The sequence below is a fragment of the Desulfobaculum bizertense DSM 18034 genome (assembly GCF_900167065.1).
Lineage (GTDB): Bacteria > Desulfobacterota > Desulfovibrionia > Desulfovibrionales > Desulfovibrionaceae > Desulfobaculum > Desulfobaculum bizertense.
Map to the genome: position 1 here is coordinate 80,185 of NZ_FUYA01000007.1, position 19,441 is coordinate 99,625.

Consider the following 19,441-nt stretch of genomic DNA (forward strand, 5'->3'; position numbering starts at 1 on the left):
CGGAACAGAGGAGGTCGACGTGCGCATTCGGGATTTAGGCCGAATCAGCTATGCAGATGCTTTGGCGCTCCAGCTTGAAGAAGTGGAGCGGGTACAGCAGGGCGGCGAGGACACGCTTTTTTTACTGGAACATCCGCCGGTCATTACTCTTGGCAAAGGCGGAGGACTGGATAATTTGCATGTTTCGCCGGACTATCTGAAAGAGCATGAAATTGAGCTGGTTCAGGTGAAGCGTGGCGGAAACATAACCTGTCATTTCCCGGGGCAGCTTGTGGCCTATCCTGTGTTTCGCATTGAGCACCGTCCAGGTGGAATTCGGGCTTTTTTTCATGACATGGAAGAAACCGTGATTCGCACACTGGCCCGGTATGGGCTTGTTGCTGGACGCTCAGAAGGGCGCCCCGGTGTGTGGCTGGGCAATCGGAAAATTTGTTCGATGGGCATCGGGGTCAAGCGATGGGTGACATGGCATGGCCTTGCGCTCAATGTTTTGCCTGATGTGAGTCTTTTTCAGCTTGTGACGCTGTGTGGCCTCTCGGATGCTGTCCCGACCTCTGTCCACGCAGAAATGCGTCGATGTGATGCGCAACGCAGTTCAGAAACCCCATTGCCAACTTTGCAGGAGATAAAAGGTGTCATCGCAGAAGAATTCCGCACGGTGTTCAAGGATTCCAGAGTGGCTGAGAATCAAGCTGCCCAGTGATCCTGCATTTGCCGAGACTCGTGGACTGCTCAAGGATCTTGGGCTGAATACGGTGTGTCAGGGGGCGAAGTGCCCGAATATTTATGAGTGCTTTTCAAAGCATGTGGCGACGTTTCTTATTATGGGGAGCCACTGCACCAGAGGCTGTGCCTTTTGCAATATCGGGCTGGGGCATGTTTCTCCTCTGGACCCGGAAGAACCGGCTCGCGTGGGTGAGGCTGCGGCTCGGCTTGGCCTCAGGCATGTTGTGATTACGTCGGTGACGCGTGATGATTTGCCGGATGGCGGAGCAGAACATTTTGCAGAAACAGTGCGGCAGGTCAGGGCACAGGTACCGGGGTGCACTGTAGAAGTGCTTATTCCTGATTTTCAGGGGAATGAGGCGGCCTTGCACACGGTGATTGATGTGGCTCCTGAGATCATTAACCACAACGTGGAAACCGTGCCAGAGCTGTATACGGCTATCCGACCACAGGCCAACTTTGAGCAGAGCCTGACTCTGCTCCAGCGGGTTCATGACGCCGGGATTGTGTCCAAGAGTGGGCTTATGCTTGGGCTTGGTGAAAGCCATGAGCAGGTGAAGCAGCTCCTTGCCCGTCTGCATGAAGTGCAGTGTCAGATTGTGACGGTGGGGCAGTACATGCGCCCAAGTCTCAAGCACCCGGAAGTGGTGGAGTATGTGACACCAGAAGATTTTGAGGCTTTGGCCTGCTACGCACGGGAGCTTGGAATTCCCCATGTCTTTTCTGCGCCACGGGTCAGAAGCTCGTATAATGCTGCTATGTTTGTGTAGCGGCACATGAGAGAGAAAGCGAAAGCGCCGTCCATATGGGCGGCGCTTTTTTTAGATTTCTTTCCAGTCTTTGATGTAGAGGTCGATGCGGGCCGTGCCCCGGTAGCGGTCAATGCGCGGGGTAAAGGCAATGCGGATGCTGCGTCCCTGAATGCCCGGCAGAATGTTTTCTGCCTGTCGCCATGCCTTGGCGCTCTGGCGGATGCCTGACTGCTCGTCCAGAAGGTCCAGCTTGATGTGATTCTTGCCGAAGACGCTGCGTCGTTCCACCTTGACGGGCGGGGAAACAAAAACAGGTTCGGCATTGCCGGGACCAAAGGGCTGGAGCAGTTCAAGCTCCTTGAGCAGGGTGAAATCAATTTCGGCAAAGGGCAGCTCGCCGTCTGTGAGGAGGGTGGCCGTAAGAGGGCTGTCTCCGCACTGTTTGCGGACGGCTTTGTCGAAGGCATCGCGCAGGGCAGGGAGCTTGTTTTCATCAAGCGACATACCTGCGGCCTGCTTGTGTCCACCAAATCCGAGCAGAAGCTCGCTGCATTCCGTCAGGCCGTCGTAGAGATGAAATTCGTGGGTGCTGCGGCCCGAACCTTTGAGGTGGTCGCCTTCCTTGGTCAGAATCAGGGTTGGGCGATAAAAGGCTTCGACAATGCGCGAGGCCACAATACCAATAACGCCAGCGTGCCAGTCAGGATGATAGAGCACCAGTCCAAGGCGGTTTTTGCTCTGGGACTCGGCCTGTGTCAGGGCCTCTTGCAGGATGCTGTCTTCTGTGGCCCGGCGTTCGGTGTTCAGGTCATCAAGCTGGGCGGCAATAGGCCGTGCTGTGCTGTAGTTTTTGGACAAGAGCAGGGTCAGGGCGTCTTCGGCTTTGCCAATACGTCCTGCGGCGTTGATGCGCGGAGCAAGTCCAAAGCCCACCTGACCAGCACCAAGGGCGGCTGTGGGGGCGTATTTGCTGACCTCTTTCAGTGCGGCGATGCCGGGGCGCTTGGCCTCTCCAAGGAGCAGCAGGCCGTTTTTTACGAGGACGCGGTTCTGGCCACGGAGTTTGACGACGTCTGCAATGGTGCCAAGGGCCACGAAGTCGAGAAATTTGCGGATGTCGACTTTGGGCGGAACAAGAGCATTCACTGCGGCCATAAGCATGAAGGCCACGCCAACGCCTGCAAGGTCTGCACAGGGGCAGTCTGCACAGCGAGGGTCAACAATGGCGTCAGCAGGGGGAAGTTCCTTGCCGGGGAGGTGGTGGTCAGACACGACAACGGTCATGCCCAGCTCTTTTGCCCGCGTGACTTCCTGAATGTTGGTAATGCCGCAGTCAACAGTCAGCAGCAGTTCAACGCCCTGTTCGGCAAGGGCCTCAATGCCTGCGCAGTTCAGGCCGTAGCCTTCGCTAAAGCGGTCAGGCAGGTGGTGCATGGAGTCGATGTTTTTCTCTGCCAGAACATCTGTGACCAGAGCCGTGGAGGTGACGCCGTCCACGTCATAGTCACCCCAGACCGCAAATTTTTTTCCGGCGAGCAGACCGTCAGCCAGAATCTGTGCGGCTTCATTCAGGCCGGGATATTCGCTGAGCGGAGCAAGGTGCTTGAGTCCTGGACTCATAAAGGTGTCCATCTGCTCGGCGGTGTGCATGCCTCGCTGCCACAGGATAGTGGCAATACGGGGGCTGACGTGCAGGGCTTCGGCTCTGCGTTCAATGTCTGCGGGCGTTTCTTTTTCTTGCGGTCGGGGAATCCAGTTCAGGGACATGCTCCATGCCTTTGGTTGAAATTTTCTCGCTGGGAATTGTGTAGAGTGCGGAACGCATCTCGTCAATTGCTCGGCAGAGCCTGAGCTTTTTGAGCTGCACAGGCTCATCAGGAAATATGTATGTCGTGAGGGGGGAGAGCGTGGCTTTTAGGCCAGAGCGGCCAGCAGGCGCTTTTGCTCCGGTTCCTTGACGCTCTGTGCGATTTTTTGGGCCAGAGGACGCAGGGAGAGATCAAAGCTCTGGAGCAGGCCTTTCCAGTCTTCGGCAACGGGTTCTTCTGAGGACTGAAGGCGAATGGCAAGGGCGTTTGCAAGGCAGAGGATGCGGGCATCCAGTTCATGCTCGGCGGCCCTGTCTGGTGCGTGGTGCCAGCTCACGGGTTCTGTCAGGGATGCGGGGAGGTTCCATGAACGAAGGGCCATAGCGCCAATGACACCGTGATCCATGCCCCAGTAGTCTTCTTCGGCCTCTGCAACGGTGCAGTGTTTGGCTTTGGCCTGCTCTGTTACGCGCTGCCAGTCCTTGGGCATAAGCATTGCGGTCAGCAGTTTGCCCATGTCATGGAGCAGGCCCGCGGTGTACATGCGTTCGGGATTGGGCAGGGCTTCTGCTGTGAGCGGATGCTGTCCAAGCTGAGTTGTGATGTGCTTGGCCGCGACAGCTGTCAGGATTTGGTGCTTCCAGTAATCCCGGAGGGCAAAGCCTGAGGCGCTTTTGAGGTTTTGGCCGATGCTTTGGACACCAAAGCTCAGAATAAGACTGCGGATGTACTCCAGCCCCAAAACGGAAACGGCCCGCAGTGGAGAGGCGATCTCCGACTGCAGGCCGTAATATGCGGAATTGGCAATGGACAGAACACGGGTGGTCAGCGCGGGGTCAGAGGCGATGCTCTGGGCAACATCTTCCAGAGAAGAGCGTGAATCCTCAGACGTTTGTGCAAAGAGAGCATGGAGTATTTCCGGTGAATACGGAAGCTCCTGCCTGAGCTGGGTCACTTTTTCTATCAGAAGTGCGCTGCGCTGATGTGTCATTTAGACATCCATAACGTAGTTTGTCCCCGGTCGCTTTTTGGGTGCAGAATGCTTTTTGCCTCGCACAGGGCGAAGCGCTCCTGGAATGGCCTTGCCGTCGCGGTCCACGAGCTTGTTGTCCTGCAAATAATCCATGAAGCGAAGGGCTTCCGGAAAATCCCGGTTCAGTTCCAAAGCTCTGGTCAGATAGGTTGCTGCCCGGCCCCAGTCTTCCTGTTCAAAGGAAACCCGGGCCATGTTGTAGAACAGGTGTTCGTCCTGCTGTGAAAGTTCCAGCGCACGGCTGTAATATTCCATAGACTGTTCAAACATCTTGTTCTTTCGAAGGTTGATGCCAAACTCGTTGAACAGGTGCTTGTGCTTTTTTTCAAACGCGGCATCCAGTTTGACCAGACGCTCAAAAATGTCGTTGGCCTTGGCATCTTCGCCACGCTCAAGGTAGGTCAGGCCCAGACCAAAATTGGCCCGGACGTTTTCCTCATCAATGCCAAGAGCGTGTCCAAATTCCAGCTCGGCGCTAAAGGATTCGCCGCGCTCACGGTGCTTTTCTCCCTTGTCGATGCTGGCCTGAAGCTCCTTCATCTTTGGGAAAACCGTGGAAACATAAAACTCTGGCTCTGGCGAAAACTTCTCAAGGAAGTCCTCGCGGGGAACGTCCCGACGTGCTCCAGATGGGACATAGTTCGCATTGAGCGGCTGAACTTTTATTGTGCCATCTTCTTGCTCGTCTGCAAACCAGAATGCTTTCTTTATGGTTTTGCGGGTCGTGGTACCAGTGCCCACTCGCTGGATGCGCTGGATAGAAAAAACGCCTTTGATAGACTCTTTGCGACTTGTCTGTGCAACTTTCATGTCAGTATCAATCTTCTTTTCATCAGTCATAGGCTTCCCCTTTCGGAAACTTATAGACTTTCAGCGGCCATCTGTTCAAGGAAAAGAGTTGCAGCATCACGGGGCGAATCTGCTTTTGTGATGGGGCGTCCTGCCACAAGATAGTTTGAGCCAGCCGCGACAGCCTGTGCTGGAGTCATAACGCGTCTCTGGTCATCGTCAGCGCTGGCAAGTCGAATGCCCGGAGTCAGGCAGACAAAGTCATCGCCGCAGGCGCTTTTGATGCTTTCCACTTCGTGCCCGGAGCAGACAACGCCAGTCAGTCCGCATTCACGCGCGGCCTTGGCGTACTGGAGGGCCAGCGTGGGCACCGTCATGCCCTCGGGCAAAACAAGATCGTCCTCGGTCATGCTGGTCAGGACTGTGACCCCAAGCAGAAGAGGGGAGCGGCCTGTGTCGGCTGCGCCTTCTTCAAGCCCTTTTCTGGCTGCTTCCATCATGCGGCGTCCACCGCAGGTATGGATGGTGATCATGTCTGCACCAGCGCGAACCGCAGAGCGCACTGCGCCCTGTACCGTGTTGGGAATGTCCATGAATTTCTGGTCCAGAAAAACACGGAAACCCAGCTTGCGAAGTTCATAAATAATCTCAGGGCCTGCTGTAGTATACAGCTCAAGACCAACCTTCATCCATGTGGCGGTCCCTTTTAGGCTCTGGGCCATTTCAAGTGCGCTTTCCTTGGTGGGAAAGTCCAGTGCTACGACAAGTTCAGCCATCTTTTCCCTCGTTCTTCCAGTTAAATCTTTTTGTGGTGCAAAATGCGGTCAGGCAGCTGCGGCAGGTAGCTGGGGCGTGTTCCTTCGGCAAGGTAGACGCTTTTCAGCAGGCGGTATGCAGAATCCAGATCGTCATTCACAATCCAGTAGTCAAACTTGTTGGCTTCTTCGACTTCACCCGGTGCATTATTCAGACGGCGCTCAATGATGGATTCGTCGTCTGTGTTGCGGGCTTCCAGTCGCTGGCGCAGTGCGGCCAGAGATGGTGGGAACAAAAAGACGTAGCAGCCCTGCTGCATGCTTTCGCGAAGCTGTGCTGCTCCCTGAACGTCAATGTCAAAGAGCACGTCCTGACCTTCGTCCAAAAGCTCCAGAACGGCATCCTTGGGAGTGCCATAAAAGTTGCCGTGGACTTCGGCCCATTCTGCGAAGAATCCTTCCTCGATGAGTGTATTAAACTCGTCGCGGTTCACAAAATGATAGTCAATGCCCTGCCGTTCGCCATCGCGAGGTTTGCGGGTCGTGTAGGAAATGGAAAAGGAGATTCGTGGAAACTCTTTCCGGAGACGTTTGGTGAGGGTGCTCTTGCCTGTGCCAGATGGGGCGCAGATGACAAGCATCAGACCGCGTCTGCTATTCATTCTCCTCTTCCTCCTGGCAGTAACGCTGCCCGATGGTTTCTGCCTGAATTGCGGACAGAATGATGTGATTGGAGTCGGAAACAATAATGGAGCGTGTTTTTCTGCCCTGTGTCGCATCGATGAGACGGCCAGCCTGTCTGGCGTCTTCACGCAGTCGGCGCATGGGGGAAGACGTGGGGTTCACAATCGCAATGACCCGGTTGCTCACGACAAAATTGCCGAAACCAATGTTGAGCAGTCCGTTTTTCTGCATGGTAGTGACTCGCGGGTTAGTGGTGTTACTCAATGTTCTGGACCTGTTCACGGCATTTTTCCAGCTCGGCCTTAAAGTCAACAACGATGCGGCTGACCTCAGTATCCTGAGCCTTGTTGCCACAGGTGTTGATTTCGCGGAAGCATTCCTGGAGCACGAAATCGAGGCGCTTGCCCATTTCGCCACCATCAGAAAGCACTTTCTTGAGCTGGGTGAGATGCGCCTCAAGGCGGGTCAGCTCTTCGGTGACGTCGATCTTATCGGAAATAACTGCGATTTCCTGAAGGAGACGGTCCTGATCCAGTGTCAGTTCGTATTTGTCGAGGACGGTCTGCATCCGCTTTTCAATGGTCTCAAAGCGGGTTTCCTTGACCTGAGGAGTGCGCTCTTCGAGTTTGGTCAGCCAGACGCGCAGGCGAGCTACACGCTCCAAAAGGTCGGCTCGCATGGCTTCGCCTTCGGTAGCACGAGCTGCATTCCAGTCTTCAAGAGCTTTGATGAGACCCTGTTTCAGGTCGTCAGAGAGTTTGGGATCAGGCTCGGAGGAGCTGTCTTCCCACAGGAAGGACATGGACATCAGTCGCATGAAATCTGGTGTGAAATCCGCACCCTTTTCCTGAGCAAAGCCCTGAAGCTGGTCCAGCATTGCCGAGGCAAGGGTTGTGTTGAGCGTGACGCCAAGAATTTCTGGGCGGAAGACCTGGAGGTTCAGCTGCACATTGATGCGGCCACGGGTTGCGTAGTCGCGGAATGTTTTTTCAAAGCTGGTCTCCAGAGAACGCACACTGGAGGGAATGCGCCATTTCAGATCAAGGTGGCGACCATTGACGCTGCGGATTTCCCAGGCCTGTGCCCAGTCTTCTGTTCGGGCTGTGTGGCGGCCGAAGCCAGTCATGCTTTTTATTGTCATATCAAGTACCTGCGTGAGTAAAAGGTTGCACGGTCGGTTATGAAGTATGCGAAAACGGCGCGGGCCACTCCGAGAGTAGCCCGAGCCGTTTTTGTGTAGATGCTAGTGGGCACGGTTCATTAGTCCTCTTTTGAAAGGATGTCCATACCGTGACCGGAGCGAAGGGTGAAGGATTTCTCCCCTAAGCTGGACGAACAAGAAGGGTATTTCCCTCCCGTCGAATGGGAACGGCCCTGACCATTTGGCGCTTTTCTGCATGTTCCAGAGTATCAGGAAACACACAGTCTGCATAATGCTGGCAGACGCCACGGGCTGGGTCGAGTTTTTCCAGAACCACATCAAGCTCTGGCTGCTGGGCCAGATGCTCCAGAAAGGCCTGTTTTTTCTCATCGGCACATTTTCGCAAAAGTGCAGCCCGTTCTTTTTTGATTTGTGTGGGCACCTGCTCCGGGTAGCGGGCCGCCGGAGTGCCGGGGCGCTGGGAGTAGGGGAAAACGTGGGCGTAGGTGAGTGGCAGTTCTTTCATGTGAGCCAGCGTCTCCTGAAAGTCCTCGTCAGTTTCGCCGGGGAAGCCCGCGATGAGGTCCGTTCCAAGCCCAAAGAATGGCCAGTATGCAGCCAGGCCCTTGAGCCAGTCAGAAACGCTTTCAAAACTGTAATGGCCGCGGCCCATGCGTCGCAGCACGGCCGGGGCAAGGCTCTGGAGAGAAATATGAAGCTGCGGGCAGACCATGCGGGAGGTGCCCAGTACGGTAAGAGCCTGCTCGGTGAGCTGGCCCGGATCAAGAGAGCTGATGCGCAGTCTGGCTTTCCCGGCCCATGTGGGAGCAAGGTCTTTTTCCAGATATTCCATGAGGTCCCAGAAATTCGGGGAGCCGTCGAGGTCCCGGCCAAACTGGCGGAGATTGATGCCAGACAGGGTGACTTCGTGCCAGCCAGCTTCAAAAATACGGTGGATCTCTTCGGCTGTGTCCTGCATGGGACGGCTGACAGATTTGCCTCTGGTGCTGGGGATAATGCAGTAGGTACACCGGTGTGTGCAGCCGTCCTGAACTTTGACGACCGCGCGGACACGGTTGTAGCCCGTGATGGAAAATTTCGGGAAGTGCAGTGCTGCGGGTGACTGCTCCGGAGTACTGATACTTGCATCTGGCGTGGCCATGGGCAGGGTAAGCAGCTCTTCCTTTTTGGACTGGGGCACAATCAGGGCATCGCCAAAGTCTTTGGCGAGTTCCTTGTGCAGGACTTCTGCGGCGCAGCCTGTGATGATGACTTTGGCTTCGGGAGCAAGGCGCATGAGGCGGCGTGTCTGCTGGCGCAGGTCGCGGACCGCATGGGCGGTGACTGCGCAGGAGTTCATCACAATGATGTCTGCCTGCTCTGGGTCTGTGCATTCCTGATACTCAGCGCCAAGCCATGCTTCACGAATGGCCTGACTTTCATACTGGTTGATTTTGCAGCCCAGTGTGTAGATGTAGAAATATTTGTTTATCGACATGAGTGAGAAATAACTCCACCGGCCAGAACTGTACCGTCTTCGGTGTAGAGCGCGCCGATCTGGCCGGGGGCTGGGCGCGTGTGTGCTTCGGTAAAGCGAAGTTCCAGACCTCCGTCAGTCAGCTCGACCTCAACAGGACGGGCTTTTTGGCGGTAGTGCGTCTGGGCATAGAGCTTTTCTGGCCACTGGTCTTGCGGCACAAGGATGTTGACCTCGCGCAGCTGGCAGCAGGCGATGGGCAGGCTGCTTTTGGGACCAACGGTCAGGGTGTTGTCCTCGGCGTTTTTGGCAATGACATAGAGCGGTTCTTTCCACGCAACGCCAATACCCCGGCGCTGGCCCAGTGTGTAGCGCCAGATGCCGTTATGCCGTCCTACTGCGCTGCCGTCTTCCAGAATGATTTTTCCGGGACCGGGCAAAGGTTCCAGACTTCTGTGCTCTAAAAATGCACAGTAGTCGTCGCCGGGAACAAAGCAGATTTCCTGGCTGTCGGACGGAAGCGGAGGAACAATGCCTCGCTTTTCCAGTTCGGACCGAACGTCTGTCTTGCACCATGAGTCCAGTGGGAAGATGGCCTTTGCAAGGCGCTCCTGCGGAACCAGAGAGAGGAAATAGCTTTGATCCTTGACCGGGTCTGTGCCGCGAATAAGCCGAGCGTCTGCACCTTCGCCCTGAATGCGGGCATAGTGACCTGTGGCAACGTGGCTCGCATCGAGCTCTTTTGCACGGTCAAAGAGCAGGCCAAATTTCATGGTCGGATTGCACAGGGCACAGGGATTGGGTGTTTTCCCGGTGGCATAGGCCGCAATGAACGGGTCAATGACCTGCTGCTGAAATTCTTTGTGCAGGTCGAGCACGTGCAGGGGCACGCCAAGGGCATCGCAGCGGCTTTGCAAGCCCGCAACGGTTTCGTGCGCCTTGTCGTCCGGAGGAAGGAAAAAGGCGTGAACAGCAAAGACGTCGTGCCCCTGCTCCTTGAGGAGAATCAGGGAAAACAGGCTGTCTGTTCCGCCGCTCACGGCAACTGCTATCTTCATAGGTCCTCTACTGGTCCCGGTGTGGGAATCTGTAATAAACGGAAGCCCCGCAAAAGCGGGGCTTCCTGAATCTTCGGGAGCTTAGGCAAGGCCCTTGGGTCCGGGCAGCGGGTCAAGCTGACTGGACAGGGCACCAGCTGCGGCAAGCAGCTTTTCTTCGCCAAAGGCGGGTCCCAAAAGCTGGAGACCAACAGGCATGGCGCTGTCTGCACCAAGCCCGGCCGGGATGGAAATGCCCGGCAGGCCCGCAAGGTTCAGGCTGATGGTATAAATATCCATCAGGTACATCTGGAGCGGGTCGTCAGTTTTTTCGTTCAGTCCCCATGCTGTGACCGGAGATGCCGGTCCACAGATCAGGTCGCATTTGGTGAAGGCGTCCAAGAAGTCCTGACGAATCAGGCGACGAACCTGAGCGGCCTTGCGGTAATATGCGTCATAGTAGCCAGCAGAAAGCACGTAGGTGCCCAGCATGATACGGCGTTTGACCTCAGGGCCAAAACCGGCGCTGCGGCTGGCTGTGTACATGTCGATCAGGTCGTCGGCATGTTCACGGTGCCCATACCGCACACCGTCGAAGCGGGCAAGGTTGGAGCTGGCTTCGGCCATGGCGATAATGTAGTAGCTGGAAACAGCGTACTTGGTGTTGGGCAGGCTGACGGGAACAACCTTTGCGCCCATGTCTTCGGCCTTAGCAATGGCTGCACGGCAGGAATCTTCAACCTCTTTGGCAAGACCTTCTGCCCAGTATTCTTCTGGCATACCAATGGTCATGCCGGAGAGATCTTTCTGTGCTGCTACGGCTGCGGCATAGTCGGGAACGTCGCAGGTCGCGGACGTGGAGTCCATTGTGTCGTGACCTGCAATAACATTCAGCATCAGTGCTGCGTCAGGAACATTGCGGGTCAGCGGGCCAATCTGGTCAAGGCTGGATGCATAGGCAATGCAGCCATAACGGGAGACTCGGCCATAGGTGGGCTTGATGCCGACGCAGCCACAGAAGGAAGCGGGCTGGCGGATGGAGCCACCTGTGTCAGTGCCAAGGGAGCCAAAGCACTGGCCAGCAGCAACGCTTGCAGCGGAGCCTCCAGAGGAGCCACCCGGAACCTTGGCGGTATTCCACGGGTTTTTCGTGGGGCCAAAGGCAGAGCTTTCCGTGGAAGAACCCATTGCGAATTCGTCCATGTTGGCGCGGCCAATGATGATGGCGCCAGCGTCTTTCAGTCTTTTGACAGCCGTGGCGTCATAAAATGGCGTAAAGTTTTCCAGAATTTTGGAACCGCAGCGTGCCGGATCACCCTTGCTGGCAAGGATGTCCTTGATGCTGACGGGAACACCCCAAAGCGGCTTGCTGGAATCAGGACCAGCAGCGTCCATGCTCTGGGCAAGGCTCAGGGCAGATTCGCCCTGAACGTGGGTGAAGGCATTCAGGGAACCTTCGGTTGCTTCAATGCGGTCAAGGCAGGCCTGAACAGCGTCAGCGGCCTTCACGTCTCCAGAAGCAAGGAGATCGCGAATTTCTGTAAGGGATTTACTGGTCAGCTCGGACATGAAATTTCCTTCTCTCAAGAGATGTCCCGCTACACAATGCGGGGAACAATGAAATATTTGCCGTCGGATTCGGGGGCATTGGCCATAACGTCGTCCCGGTTGCTGCTCTCGCGGACTTCATCGTCACGCAGGCAGCTCATATTCTCAATGGGAGAGTACAGCGGTTCAATGCCTTCGGTATCGGCCTGACCCAGCTCATCCATGTATTCCAGAATATTTCCAAGCTGGCCGCTAAACTGGGCCTGCTCGTCCTCGCTCAGGTGCAGGCGTGCCAGACGGGCAACTTTGGCAACCTGTTCGGGGGTAATTTTCATACTGTCCACTCCTTAATGCTGGCGGACCTTGCGGCCCGCCTTCGGTCTACTGTGCGGAAGACATTTCTTCCAGACGGCTTTCCAGCTGAATTTTCAGTGCCTGAACCCGCTGTTTCAGGGTTTTGTCCGAGGGCTTTTTGTCGAGAGCCTTTTGCAGGTCATCGATTTCTGCCTGACGGCGGAGCACTTCGCGTTTGTCGTGCAGAGCGCGAATCCGCAGGATGCGGCGGGAAAGCAGTTCTGGGTCAATGGGACGGTACCCGTCTTCGGTTGGGCGGAACAGGAAAAGCTGCTGGGATGCCTTACCATCATAAGTCCATTCCAGCGGAGCCATGCTCCAGTCCATTTCCTGAGCACCTTGCAGTGCTCTGTTGACATCAGTCGCACTCGGTTCTTCTATCTGACCAAGGCGCTCGGCTAAACGAATAAAGTCATATCCGATTGCTGTCCAGAGGTCGGCCCGGCCAGATGCATCCTGTTCCAGTTCCGTACGCAGGGTTTGTGCTGGCGCAGAAGGATTTTCTGGCCACCATGCGCTTGGAAAAACTGCCAGACGGAAATAGCGGGCTTCGATGTTTTTGTCATGTTCCAGTCCCTGTGCCCAAAGTGACGGGCCAAGGATGAGCAGACGGTCTTCATCATAATAGAAAAGCTGAGGCACAAGCTGGCGTGCGGTTTCCCAGCTGTCCGGAAGGAACACGGCCTGAAGGCGCTGCGCGCCGCTGTCGCTTCTGGCCTGAGCAAGGAAGTTGCGGACAGATTTGCCCCATTTGGTGGGCTGACCCGGAGGGTAGCTTGTACTGCCTGCGACGTGGGCAAGGCGATCTGCTGCGGCCTGTGAGAAAAGTTCGGACAGGCGGGCACCGTATTTTTCATCGGGGTAGAGCACTCCAAGAGAGTGCATGTCCAGATTGTCCACCGCAAGGTTCAGAAGAACCCGGAGCTGGTCTTTCTGGCTGGGGAAAAAGCGCCATGCGTCTTCGCCCTCTGTGGCAGAGCCAAGGCTTGGCAAAAAGCTAAAGAAGGGGCGGTTTGCAAGCATACCGCTTTTTTCGAGCTGCTTAAACTTGGCCGTGCGAAGTGGTCCACCAACAACGGAATAGCCTTTGGGCAGTGCCTTGATCTGGTCCATCCAGTCCGGAGACTCTGTGTTCACAGTACGGATGTCCATCTGGCCACCGGCCATAAGGATTTTCCACTGGGCAACGCCCGCACCGCGGACAATCTTCCAGCCGATTTCGCTGTAGGGTCCAGAGAGAGGCAGAGCCAGAGCAACACCGCCAGTGGACTTGGCACGGTTCTCCATGAAAGGCGCCATGCTGCGGGCCACGAGGTTTTTGTCGGCAAACTGGCCGTCTCGGTTTAGTTCAGTAAAAAGATTCCATGCACGAGGCCAGCTTGCGCTGTCTGCGGCAAGGCGGCGGGCTTTTTCGAGCTGGAGAACACTGTATGGGAATGCAAAGCGGCGCTCTGCCGGAGTGACCTGCTCCAGACCGTTCAGGGTCGGAGTTGCAAGCTCGTGCAGGGCTTCTGCAAGCTGGCGTTCCAGTCCGGCCTGAGACTGCTCAACAGGTTCCGGGGCTGCTGCATAGAATGAATCCAGCTCGCGGAGAGAGTCGTCAAAATCACGGGCCTGCCACTGCTGCAGAGCCAGTGCGACGGCAGCCTTGGTGCGCAGTTCCCATGTATAGCTTGTGTTGTCAGTCAGGGCACGCAGGTGGTCCTGCGCGGCTCCACGCTTGCCCTGGGAAAGAAGGGCATCAGCAAAGATGCTGTGCCATTCCCATGTCTTTCGGCTTGCCGGGTCCAGCCGGGAAAGCTGGTCCAGTGCATCAAGGGCGATGTGCGGGTGCTGTATTTCTACAGCGCTGCGGCCCAGCCGATACAGGGCAGTCTTTTTTTCGTCGGGACTGAGGGTGCCATGATCCAGCAGGTGCATATAGAGCATTTCGCTTCGGGCGTAGTCCTTGGCGTCCCATGCGGCCTGCGCATCACGAGTGTCGAGCGTTGCTGTGTCTGCTCGTGGTACGGGGTCTCCATAGCTGGGGAGGGATTTTTTGGCACAGCCAGAAATGGCAAAAAGAAGCGCCAGCGTCAGCGCAAAAATGACGTAGCGCAACGGGGTCCTGACGTCGTGACGGTCGCGTGCGTTTTTCATTGGCGTCCGGGGGTGTTACGGGGTGACACCGCAAAAATCTGCGGCATAATAAAATGGCCTGCCTGCAAAAATAGCAGACAGGCCAGAGTATACCCGTTCAGGGGGGGAAGGCAAGCGGGTGCACGGCGTACAGCCCGTTCTTCCCTGAGGATTTAGACTTCTTTGTAGTCAGCGTCGACGACGTCGTCATCATCCTTCTGAGCGCCGCCCTGAGGCTGCTGTGCACCGGGCTGACCCTGTGCGCCTTCAGCATTGGCACCCTGTTCTGCGTACAGCTTTTCGGCCAGCTTGTGAGATGCCTGAGCAAGCTCATTGGTAGCGGCTTCGATAGCTGCGGCATCTTCGCCCTCAAGAGCCTTCTTCAGGGTCTCGATCTTGGCTTCGATGTCGGTCTTGGTCTCAGCGTCAAGCTTGTCACCAAGGTCGCGGATGGACTTTTCGGTGGTGTAAATCAGGGTATCAGCCTGATTGCGGGTCTCGATCAGCTTCTGCTTGGCTTTGTCTTCTTCTGCGTGTGCTTCAGCTTCTTTCACGAGGTTTTCGATTTCGTCCTCAGAAAGGCCGCTGGAAGCAGTGATGCGGATGGACTGCTCTTTGCCAGTGCCGAGATCCTTTGCGGAAACATTAACAATACCGTTGGCGTCGATGTCAAAGGACACCTCAACCTGCGGAACGCCACGGGGAGCAGCCGGGATACCGGAAAGCTCAAAGCGGCCGAGAGTCTTGTTGTCTGCTGCCATTGGACGTTCACCCTGGAGTACGTGGATGGACACGGAGGGCTGGTTGTCTGCAGCAGTGGTGAAGACCTGGCTCTTCTTGGTCGGAATGGTGGTGTTGCGCTCGATCAGCTTGGTGCACACGCCGCCCATGGTCTCGATGCCGAGAGAAAGGGGAGTGACGTCGAGGAGCAGAACGTCCTTAACGTCGCCAGCGAGGATGCCACCCTGAATGGATGCGCCCATTGCGACAACTTCATCGGGGTTCACGCTACGGTTAGGCTCTTTGCCGAAGAATTCGGAAACCTTTTTCTGTACCAGAGGCATACGGGTCATACCACCAACGAGGATAACTTCGTCGATGTCGGAAGCAGAAAGGCCTGCGTCCTTAAGTGCTTTCTGGCAGGGACCAGCGGTACGCTCGACCAGATCTTCGACCAGCTTTTCGAGCTTGGCGCGGGAGATCTTGACCATGAGGTGCTTGGGACCAGTTGCGTCTGCGGTGATGAAGGGCAGATTGACTTCGGTCTCGACAGAGGAGGACAGTTCCTTCTTTGCCTTTTCTGCTGCTTCTTTCAGGCGCTGCAGGGCCATGCGGTCCTGAGAAAGGTCGATGCCGTTCTCACGCTTGAATTCTTCAACGAGGTAGTTGATGACACGGTGGTCAAAGTCTTCGCCGCCGAGGAAGGTGTCACCGTTGGTGGCACGGACTTCAACAACGTTGTCGCCAACTTCCAGAATGGAAATATCAAAAGTACCACCACCAAGGTCGAAGACAGCGATTTTTTCGTTTGCCTTCTTGTCGAAACCGTATGCCAGAGAAGCAGCGGTAGGCTCGTTGATGATACGCTTTACTTCAAGACCAGCAATGCGGCCGGCGTCTTTGGTGGCCTGACGCTGGGAGTCATTGAAGTATGCAGGAACAGTAATAACGGCTTCGGTCACGGTCTCGCCGAGGTAGGTCTCTGCGTCGGACTTCAGCTTCTGGAGGATGTTGGCGGAAAGCTCAGCCGGGCTGTACTGCTTGCCGTCGATCTCAACATAGGCATCACCGTTGGAATGGCCTGCGATGGTGTAAGGGCAGGAAGAAACCCACTTCTGAATTGCCGGGTCCTGGAACTTGCGGCCCATGAGACGCTTTACAGCGAAAACGGTCTTGTCAGCGTTGGTCACTGCCTGACGCTTTGCAAGTTCACCCACGAGGCGTTCTTTTTCAGTGAAAGCCACGATGGACGGAGTGGTGCGGCCACCCTCAGGGTTGGTGACACACTTGGGGTCCTTACCTTCCATGACGTAGACACAGGAGTTGGTTGTGCCGAGGTCGATGCCGATGATCTTACCCATGATTAAAAATCCTCCTCTTCATGAGAAATATATTTTGAGTCTCTGTGTTTAGAGAGATGTCATTTCCGTTTGTGCCGATGAAAATAATTCGCAAATTCCAGCTGTAAAGAGGGGGGATGCAAATTTTTCATCATTTTTTTTGTGCAGCTATTTTTCGGGGGCCTTGCTGACCGTCACCATTGCAGGGCGAAGCAGACGACCGTTCAGACGGTAGCCCTTCTTCATCAGGGTCACGACGTGGTTCGGTTCCATGTCGTCACATTCTTCCTGACCAACTGCTTCATGGATTTCGGGAGAGAACTCTTCGCCACGGGTGCCAACCGCTTCAAGGTTGTGCTTGGCAAGAGTATCAAGGAAAATTTTGCGGGTCATGTCCACGCCAATGACGAAGTTCTTGGACGCATCGTCCTGCGGGGCATGCTGGAGAGCAAGGTCAAGGTTGTCCAGAATGGGAAGCAGGTCTGCAAGCACTTTTTCTGCGGCAAAGCGACGGAATTCTTCCTTGTCGCGCTCAAGGCGCTTGCGGGTGTTTTCCATGTCGGCCAAGAGGTGCAGGCGCTCGTCTTCGAGTTCTTTCTTTTCGGGACACTCGGGGCAGACCTGTTCTTTGCAGAGCTTTTTCAGCTCCTCTTCGGTCAGGGTCAGATCCTGTGCTTCTGCGGTCTCTTCCTGCACGGTCTGCTCTTCTGTTTCTGCATTCATTGTATTTTCAGGCTCTTCGTTCATTTTCTCTGTCATATCGGTCTCCGGGACGCCAGATGGCGATTCTAAGCGATTGCTCTGGAAATCAGTAAGCACTCAAACCATGAAGTCAACCGCCAGACGTTTTTTTGGTGGAATCTTTTTGTATGTTTTGAGCAAGATGCTTGAACAAAGAAAATGCAGGCAACCACTGACGCCCACAGTTTGGGTAAGCGTTTTGGGTGGCCTGCCTGCGATACGTCGTTCAAGCCGGTCCAGTCATGGAGTATGCCGGACCGTTTGTGTCTGTTACTGGCTGAGGTTCTCTGCTGTTTCAGAGTAGACATACTCCTGCACGGCCTGAAGCCAGGGGCGCGGTGTTATGCCTGTTGCCTGCGTAAAGCGGGACGTGTCCAAAACAGAGAACGCTGGGCGCTGTGCCTTTTGCGGGTAGTCTTCCGAGGGTATTGGATTGACTGTGCAGGAGTATCCTGCAGCCCGGACAGCTTCGCTTGCCAGTTCGCACCAGCTCGCGCGGCCGGAGTTGGCAAGGTGATACAGCCCATACTGGCCTGTTTTGATAAGAGCCAGTGAATATTGTGCAAGGTCAGGGGTGTAGGTTGGGGAGCCAACCTGATCGTGCACCACGCCAATATTTTCGCGGTCCTTGCACAGCGTCAGCATGGTTTTTACAAAATTTTTCTTTTTGGGACCAAAGAGCCATGCAGTTCGAATGATGAACAGCTTGTCCAGCCCAAGATCGAGCAAAGCTTTTTCGCCATCACGCTTTGTCTTGCCATACACAGACTCTGCGTCTGCCTTGTCATCCTCAAGGTAAGGCGTTCCTTTTTTGCCATCAAAAACAAAATCTGTTGAGTAGTGAACAAGAGGAATGTCCAGCCCCTTGAGCGCTTTTCCGATTATTCCCGGCAGGATTTTGTTGACCCGGCGGGCTTCCTCTGGTTCATCCTCGGCAAGATCAACCTGGGTGTACGCCCAGGTGTTCAGCACGAGGTCAGGAGACTCTTTTTGGAAAAATTCGCGCAGGCTTTCGACATCGTATGCCCAGTGCTCAGGGCGGGGCGTCACGGAAACTTCCCAGCCATCATGGGCGAATGCCTCAGCGAGAGACATGCCTAAAAGGCCGGACTGGCCGCCAAGCACGAGCGCCTTTTGTGACGCTTCTTCACTCATTTTCGTTCTCCATACCAGTCAGACATAAAGCTGCGGTATTCGCCACTTTCAATGGCATTCCGCCAGTCTTTATGCTCTTCGTACCAGCGCAGGGTTTCGGCAAGGCCACGCTCAAAGGTATATTTGGGGCTAAAGCCAAGTTCTTTTTCTGCGAGGCTGTAATCCATTGCGTAGCGGCGATCATGGCCGGGGCGGTCCTTGACGTAGGAAATCAGGTCTTCACCCTTGCCCATTGCGGACAGAATGGATTTGACGACGTCAATATTGGCTTTTTCTGCGTTACCACCAAAGTTGTACACTGAGCCAGGAGTGCCTTTGCGGAGTGCAAGGTCAACACCGTGGCAGTGGTCAGTGACAAAAATCCAGTCGCGGACCTGCATGCCATCTCCGTAAATCGGGAGGGGCTTATCTTCTTCTGCGAGCTTGATCATCAGCGGGATAAGCTTTTCCGGGAACTGCCACGGACCATAGTTGTTGGAGCAACGGGTGATGACAACCGGGTAGCCATAGGTCTTCCAGAAGGAACGAACAATCAGGTCCGCGGAGGCTTTGGACGCGGAGTAAGGACTATTGGGTTCCAGCGGATTCTCTTCGGAAAAGGCCGGGTCATCCGTAGCAAGCGTGCCGTAGACTTCGTCCGTAGAGATTTGCACAAAGCGTTCGATCCCCGCTTCCATTGAGGCTGACAGGATGTTCTGGGTGCCCAGAACATTGGTCACAATGAAAGGTGAGGGGTCATGGATGGAGCGGTCCACATGCGACTCTGCTGCAAAGTTCAGCACAGCATCAGGCCTGTGCTCGGCAAGAATGGCGCGAACGCTGTCCTTGTCGGCAATGTCGGCCCGCACAAAGCTATGCCGCTTGCCCAGCGGAGAGGACTCCAGCGGAGCAATGTTGTTGCGGTTTCCGGCGTAGGTCAGCTTGTCGAGGTTGACAATCTCTACGTCCGGATAGGTCTCAAGCATGTGGTAAACAAAGTTGGTGCCGATAAATCCGCAACCACCAGTAACGAGTAACTTCATACGTTTCCCTTGTTTGACGTGTTCGAAGAGGACTGTACCAGGGGTATTTTTCTGGTACGTGGAAGCGCAGTATCATAAAAAAGAGGCGCCCCTTGTCCCTGTGTCACGAAGTACACAGTAGCCTATCGTAAATTTGGCTGCTGGCAAAGCCTCTGCGTTATGTAAAAAAGTATGAAAATTCGTAAAGTTCAAAAAAAGAGTTGACCCGGGAAGGGATGGGAGATAATGACTTCTTCCCGCA

Annotated in this window: 18 protein-coding genes; 2 read left to right on the forward strand and 16 right to left on the reverse strand. The window is 55.3% G+C overall.

What is annotated here, in order from left to right; translation table 11 throughout:
- Window positions 1-19 precede the first annotated feature (19 nt).
- A complete protein-coding gene (lipB, locus tag B5D23_RS10915) occupies window positions 20-703 on the forward strand; it encodes a lipoyl(octanoyl) transferase LipB (RefSeq protein WP_078685479.1) in 684 nt (227 codons plus the stop codon).
- On the forward strand, window positions 633-1,496 hold the full coding sequence (lipA, locus tag B5D23_RS10920) for a lipoyl synthase (RefSeq protein ID WP_078685480.1): 864 nt from the start codon (window positions 633-635) through the stop codon (window positions 1,494-1,496). The genes lipB and lipA overlap by 71 nt, the downstream gene beginning before the upstream one ends.
- A gap of 51 nt (window positions 1,497-1,547) precedes the next feature.
- Here the strand turns inward: lipA and recJ are convergent, their stop codons facing one another.
- The 16 genes from recJ to rfbB all read right to left on the reverse strand — a co-directional run bounded on the left by recJ (window position 1,548) and on the right by rfbB (window position 19,200).
- Window positions 1,548-3,245 carry a single-stranded-DNA-specific exonuclease RecJ gene (recJ, locus tag B5D23_RS10925; protein ID WP_078685481.1) on the reverse strand — a complete coding sequence of 566 codons (1,698 nt, stop codon included), beginning with the start codon at window positions 3,243-3,245 and terminating at the stop codon, window positions 1,548-1,550.
- Window positions 3,246-3,392: 147 nt separating this feature from the next.
- Window positions 3,393-4,277, reverse strand: a complete 885-nt coding sequence (locus tag B5D23_RS10930; RefSeq protein ID WP_078685482.1) for an HDOD domain-containing protein — start codon at window positions 4,275-4,277, stop codon at window positions 3,393-3,395.
- On the reverse strand, window positions 4,278-5,159 hold the full coding sequence (locus tag B5D23_RS10935; protein WP_144012608.1) for a tetratricopeptide repeat protein: 882 nt from the start codon (window positions 5,157-5,159) through the stop codon (window positions 4,278-4,280).
- Between the two features lie 20 nt (window positions 5,160-5,179).
- The gene (gene pyrF, locus B5D23_RS10940) at window positions 5,180-5,884 is read right to left on the reverse strand and encodes an orotidine-5'-phosphate decarboxylase (protein ID WP_078685483.1); all 705 of its coding nucleotides are present in this window, start codon (window positions 5,882-5,884) and stop codon (window positions 5,180-5,182) included.
- A 20-nt stretch (window positions 5,885-5,904) separates the two neighbouring features.
- Complete coding sequence (gene gmk, locus B5D23_RS10945) at window positions 5,905-6,525, reverse strand: guanylate kinase (protein WP_078685484.1); 621 nt, start codon at window positions 6,523-6,525, stop codon at window positions 5,905-5,907.
- Entirely contained in the window at window positions 6,518-6,778 is a 261-nt protein-coding gene (locus B5D23_RS10950; RefSeq protein WP_078685485.1) for a DUF370 domain-containing protein, read from the reverse strand. Before B5D23_RS10950 ends, gmk begins: the two co-directional genes overlap by 8 nt.
- 25 nt (window positions 6,779-6,803) lie before the next feature.
- Window positions 6,804-7,688: a YicC/YloC family endoribonuclease gene (locus tag B5D23_RS10955; protein ID WP_078685486.1), complete on the reverse strand. Its 885-nt coding sequence runs from the start codon at window positions 7,686-7,688 to the stop codon at window positions 6,804-6,806.
- Window positions 7,689-7,869: 181 nt separating this feature from the next.
- Window positions 7,870-9,186, reverse strand: coding sequence for a tRNA (N(6)-L-threonylcarbamoyladenosine(37)-C(2))-methylthiotransferase MtaB (mtaB, locus tag B5D23_RS10960; RefSeq protein WP_078685487.1), 1,317 nt, complete (start codon window positions 9,184-9,186; stop codon window positions 7,870-7,872).
- Window positions 9,177-10,223 carry a tRNA 2-thiouridine(34) synthase MnmA gene (gene mnmA / locus B5D23_RS10965; protein WP_078685488.1) on the reverse strand — a complete coding sequence of 349 codons (1,047 nt, stop codon included), beginning with the start codon at window positions 10,221-10,223 and terminating at the stop codon, window positions 9,177-9,179. The genes mtaB and mnmA overlap by 10 nt, the downstream gene beginning before the upstream one ends.
- 81 nt (window positions 10,224-10,304) lie before the next feature.
- A complete protein-coding gene (gatA, locus tag B5D23_RS10970; RefSeq protein WP_078685489.1) occupies window positions 10,305-11,771 on the reverse strand; it encodes an Asp-tRNA(Asn)/Glu-tRNA(Gln) amidotransferase subunit GatA in 1,467 nt (488 codons plus the stop codon).
- Between the two features lie 29 nt (window positions 11,772-11,800).
- The gene (gene gatC / locus B5D23_RS10975) at window positions 11,801-12,085 is read right to left on the reverse strand and encodes an Asp-tRNA(Asn)/Glu-tRNA(Gln) amidotransferase subunit GatC (protein WP_078685490.1); all 285 of its coding nucleotides are present in this window, start codon (window positions 12,083-12,085) and stop codon (window positions 11,801-11,803) included.
- 46 nt (window positions 12,086-12,131) lie between these two features.
- Window positions 12,132-14,243 (reverse strand): penicillin-binding protein activator, encoded by a 2,112-nt coding sequence (locus B5D23_RS10980; RefSeq protein WP_078685491.1) that lies wholly within the window; start codon window positions 14,241-14,243, stop codon window positions 12,132-12,134.
- A gap of 152 nt (window positions 14,244-14,395) precedes the next feature.
- A complete protein-coding gene (gene dnaK, locus B5D23_RS10985) occupies window positions 14,396-16,303 on the reverse strand; it encodes a molecular chaperone DnaK (protein ID WP_078685492.1) in 1,908 nt (635 codons plus the stop codon).
- 147 nt (window positions 16,304-16,450) lie between these two features.
- On the reverse strand, window positions 16,451-17,041 hold the full coding sequence (grpE, locus tag B5D23_RS10990; protein ID WP_233812605.1) for a nucleotide exchange factor GrpE: 591 nt from the start codon (window positions 17,039-17,041) through the stop codon (window positions 16,451-16,453).
- A gap of 252 nt (window positions 17,042-17,293) precedes the next feature.
- Entirely contained in the window at window positions 17,294-18,178 is an 885-nt protein-coding gene (rfbD, locus tag B5D23_RS10995; RefSeq protein WP_078685493.1) for a dTDP-4-dehydrorhamnose reductase, read from the reverse strand.
- Window positions 18,175-19,200 (reverse strand): dTDP-glucose 4,6-dehydratase, encoded by a 1,026-nt coding sequence (rfbB, locus tag B5D23_RS11000; RefSeq protein WP_078685494.1) that lies wholly within the window; start codon window positions 19,198-19,200, stop codon window positions 18,175-18,177. The genes rfbD and rfbB overlap by 4 nt, the downstream gene beginning before the upstream one ends.
- Between the last annotated feature and the right edge of the window lie 241 nt (window positions 19,201-19,441).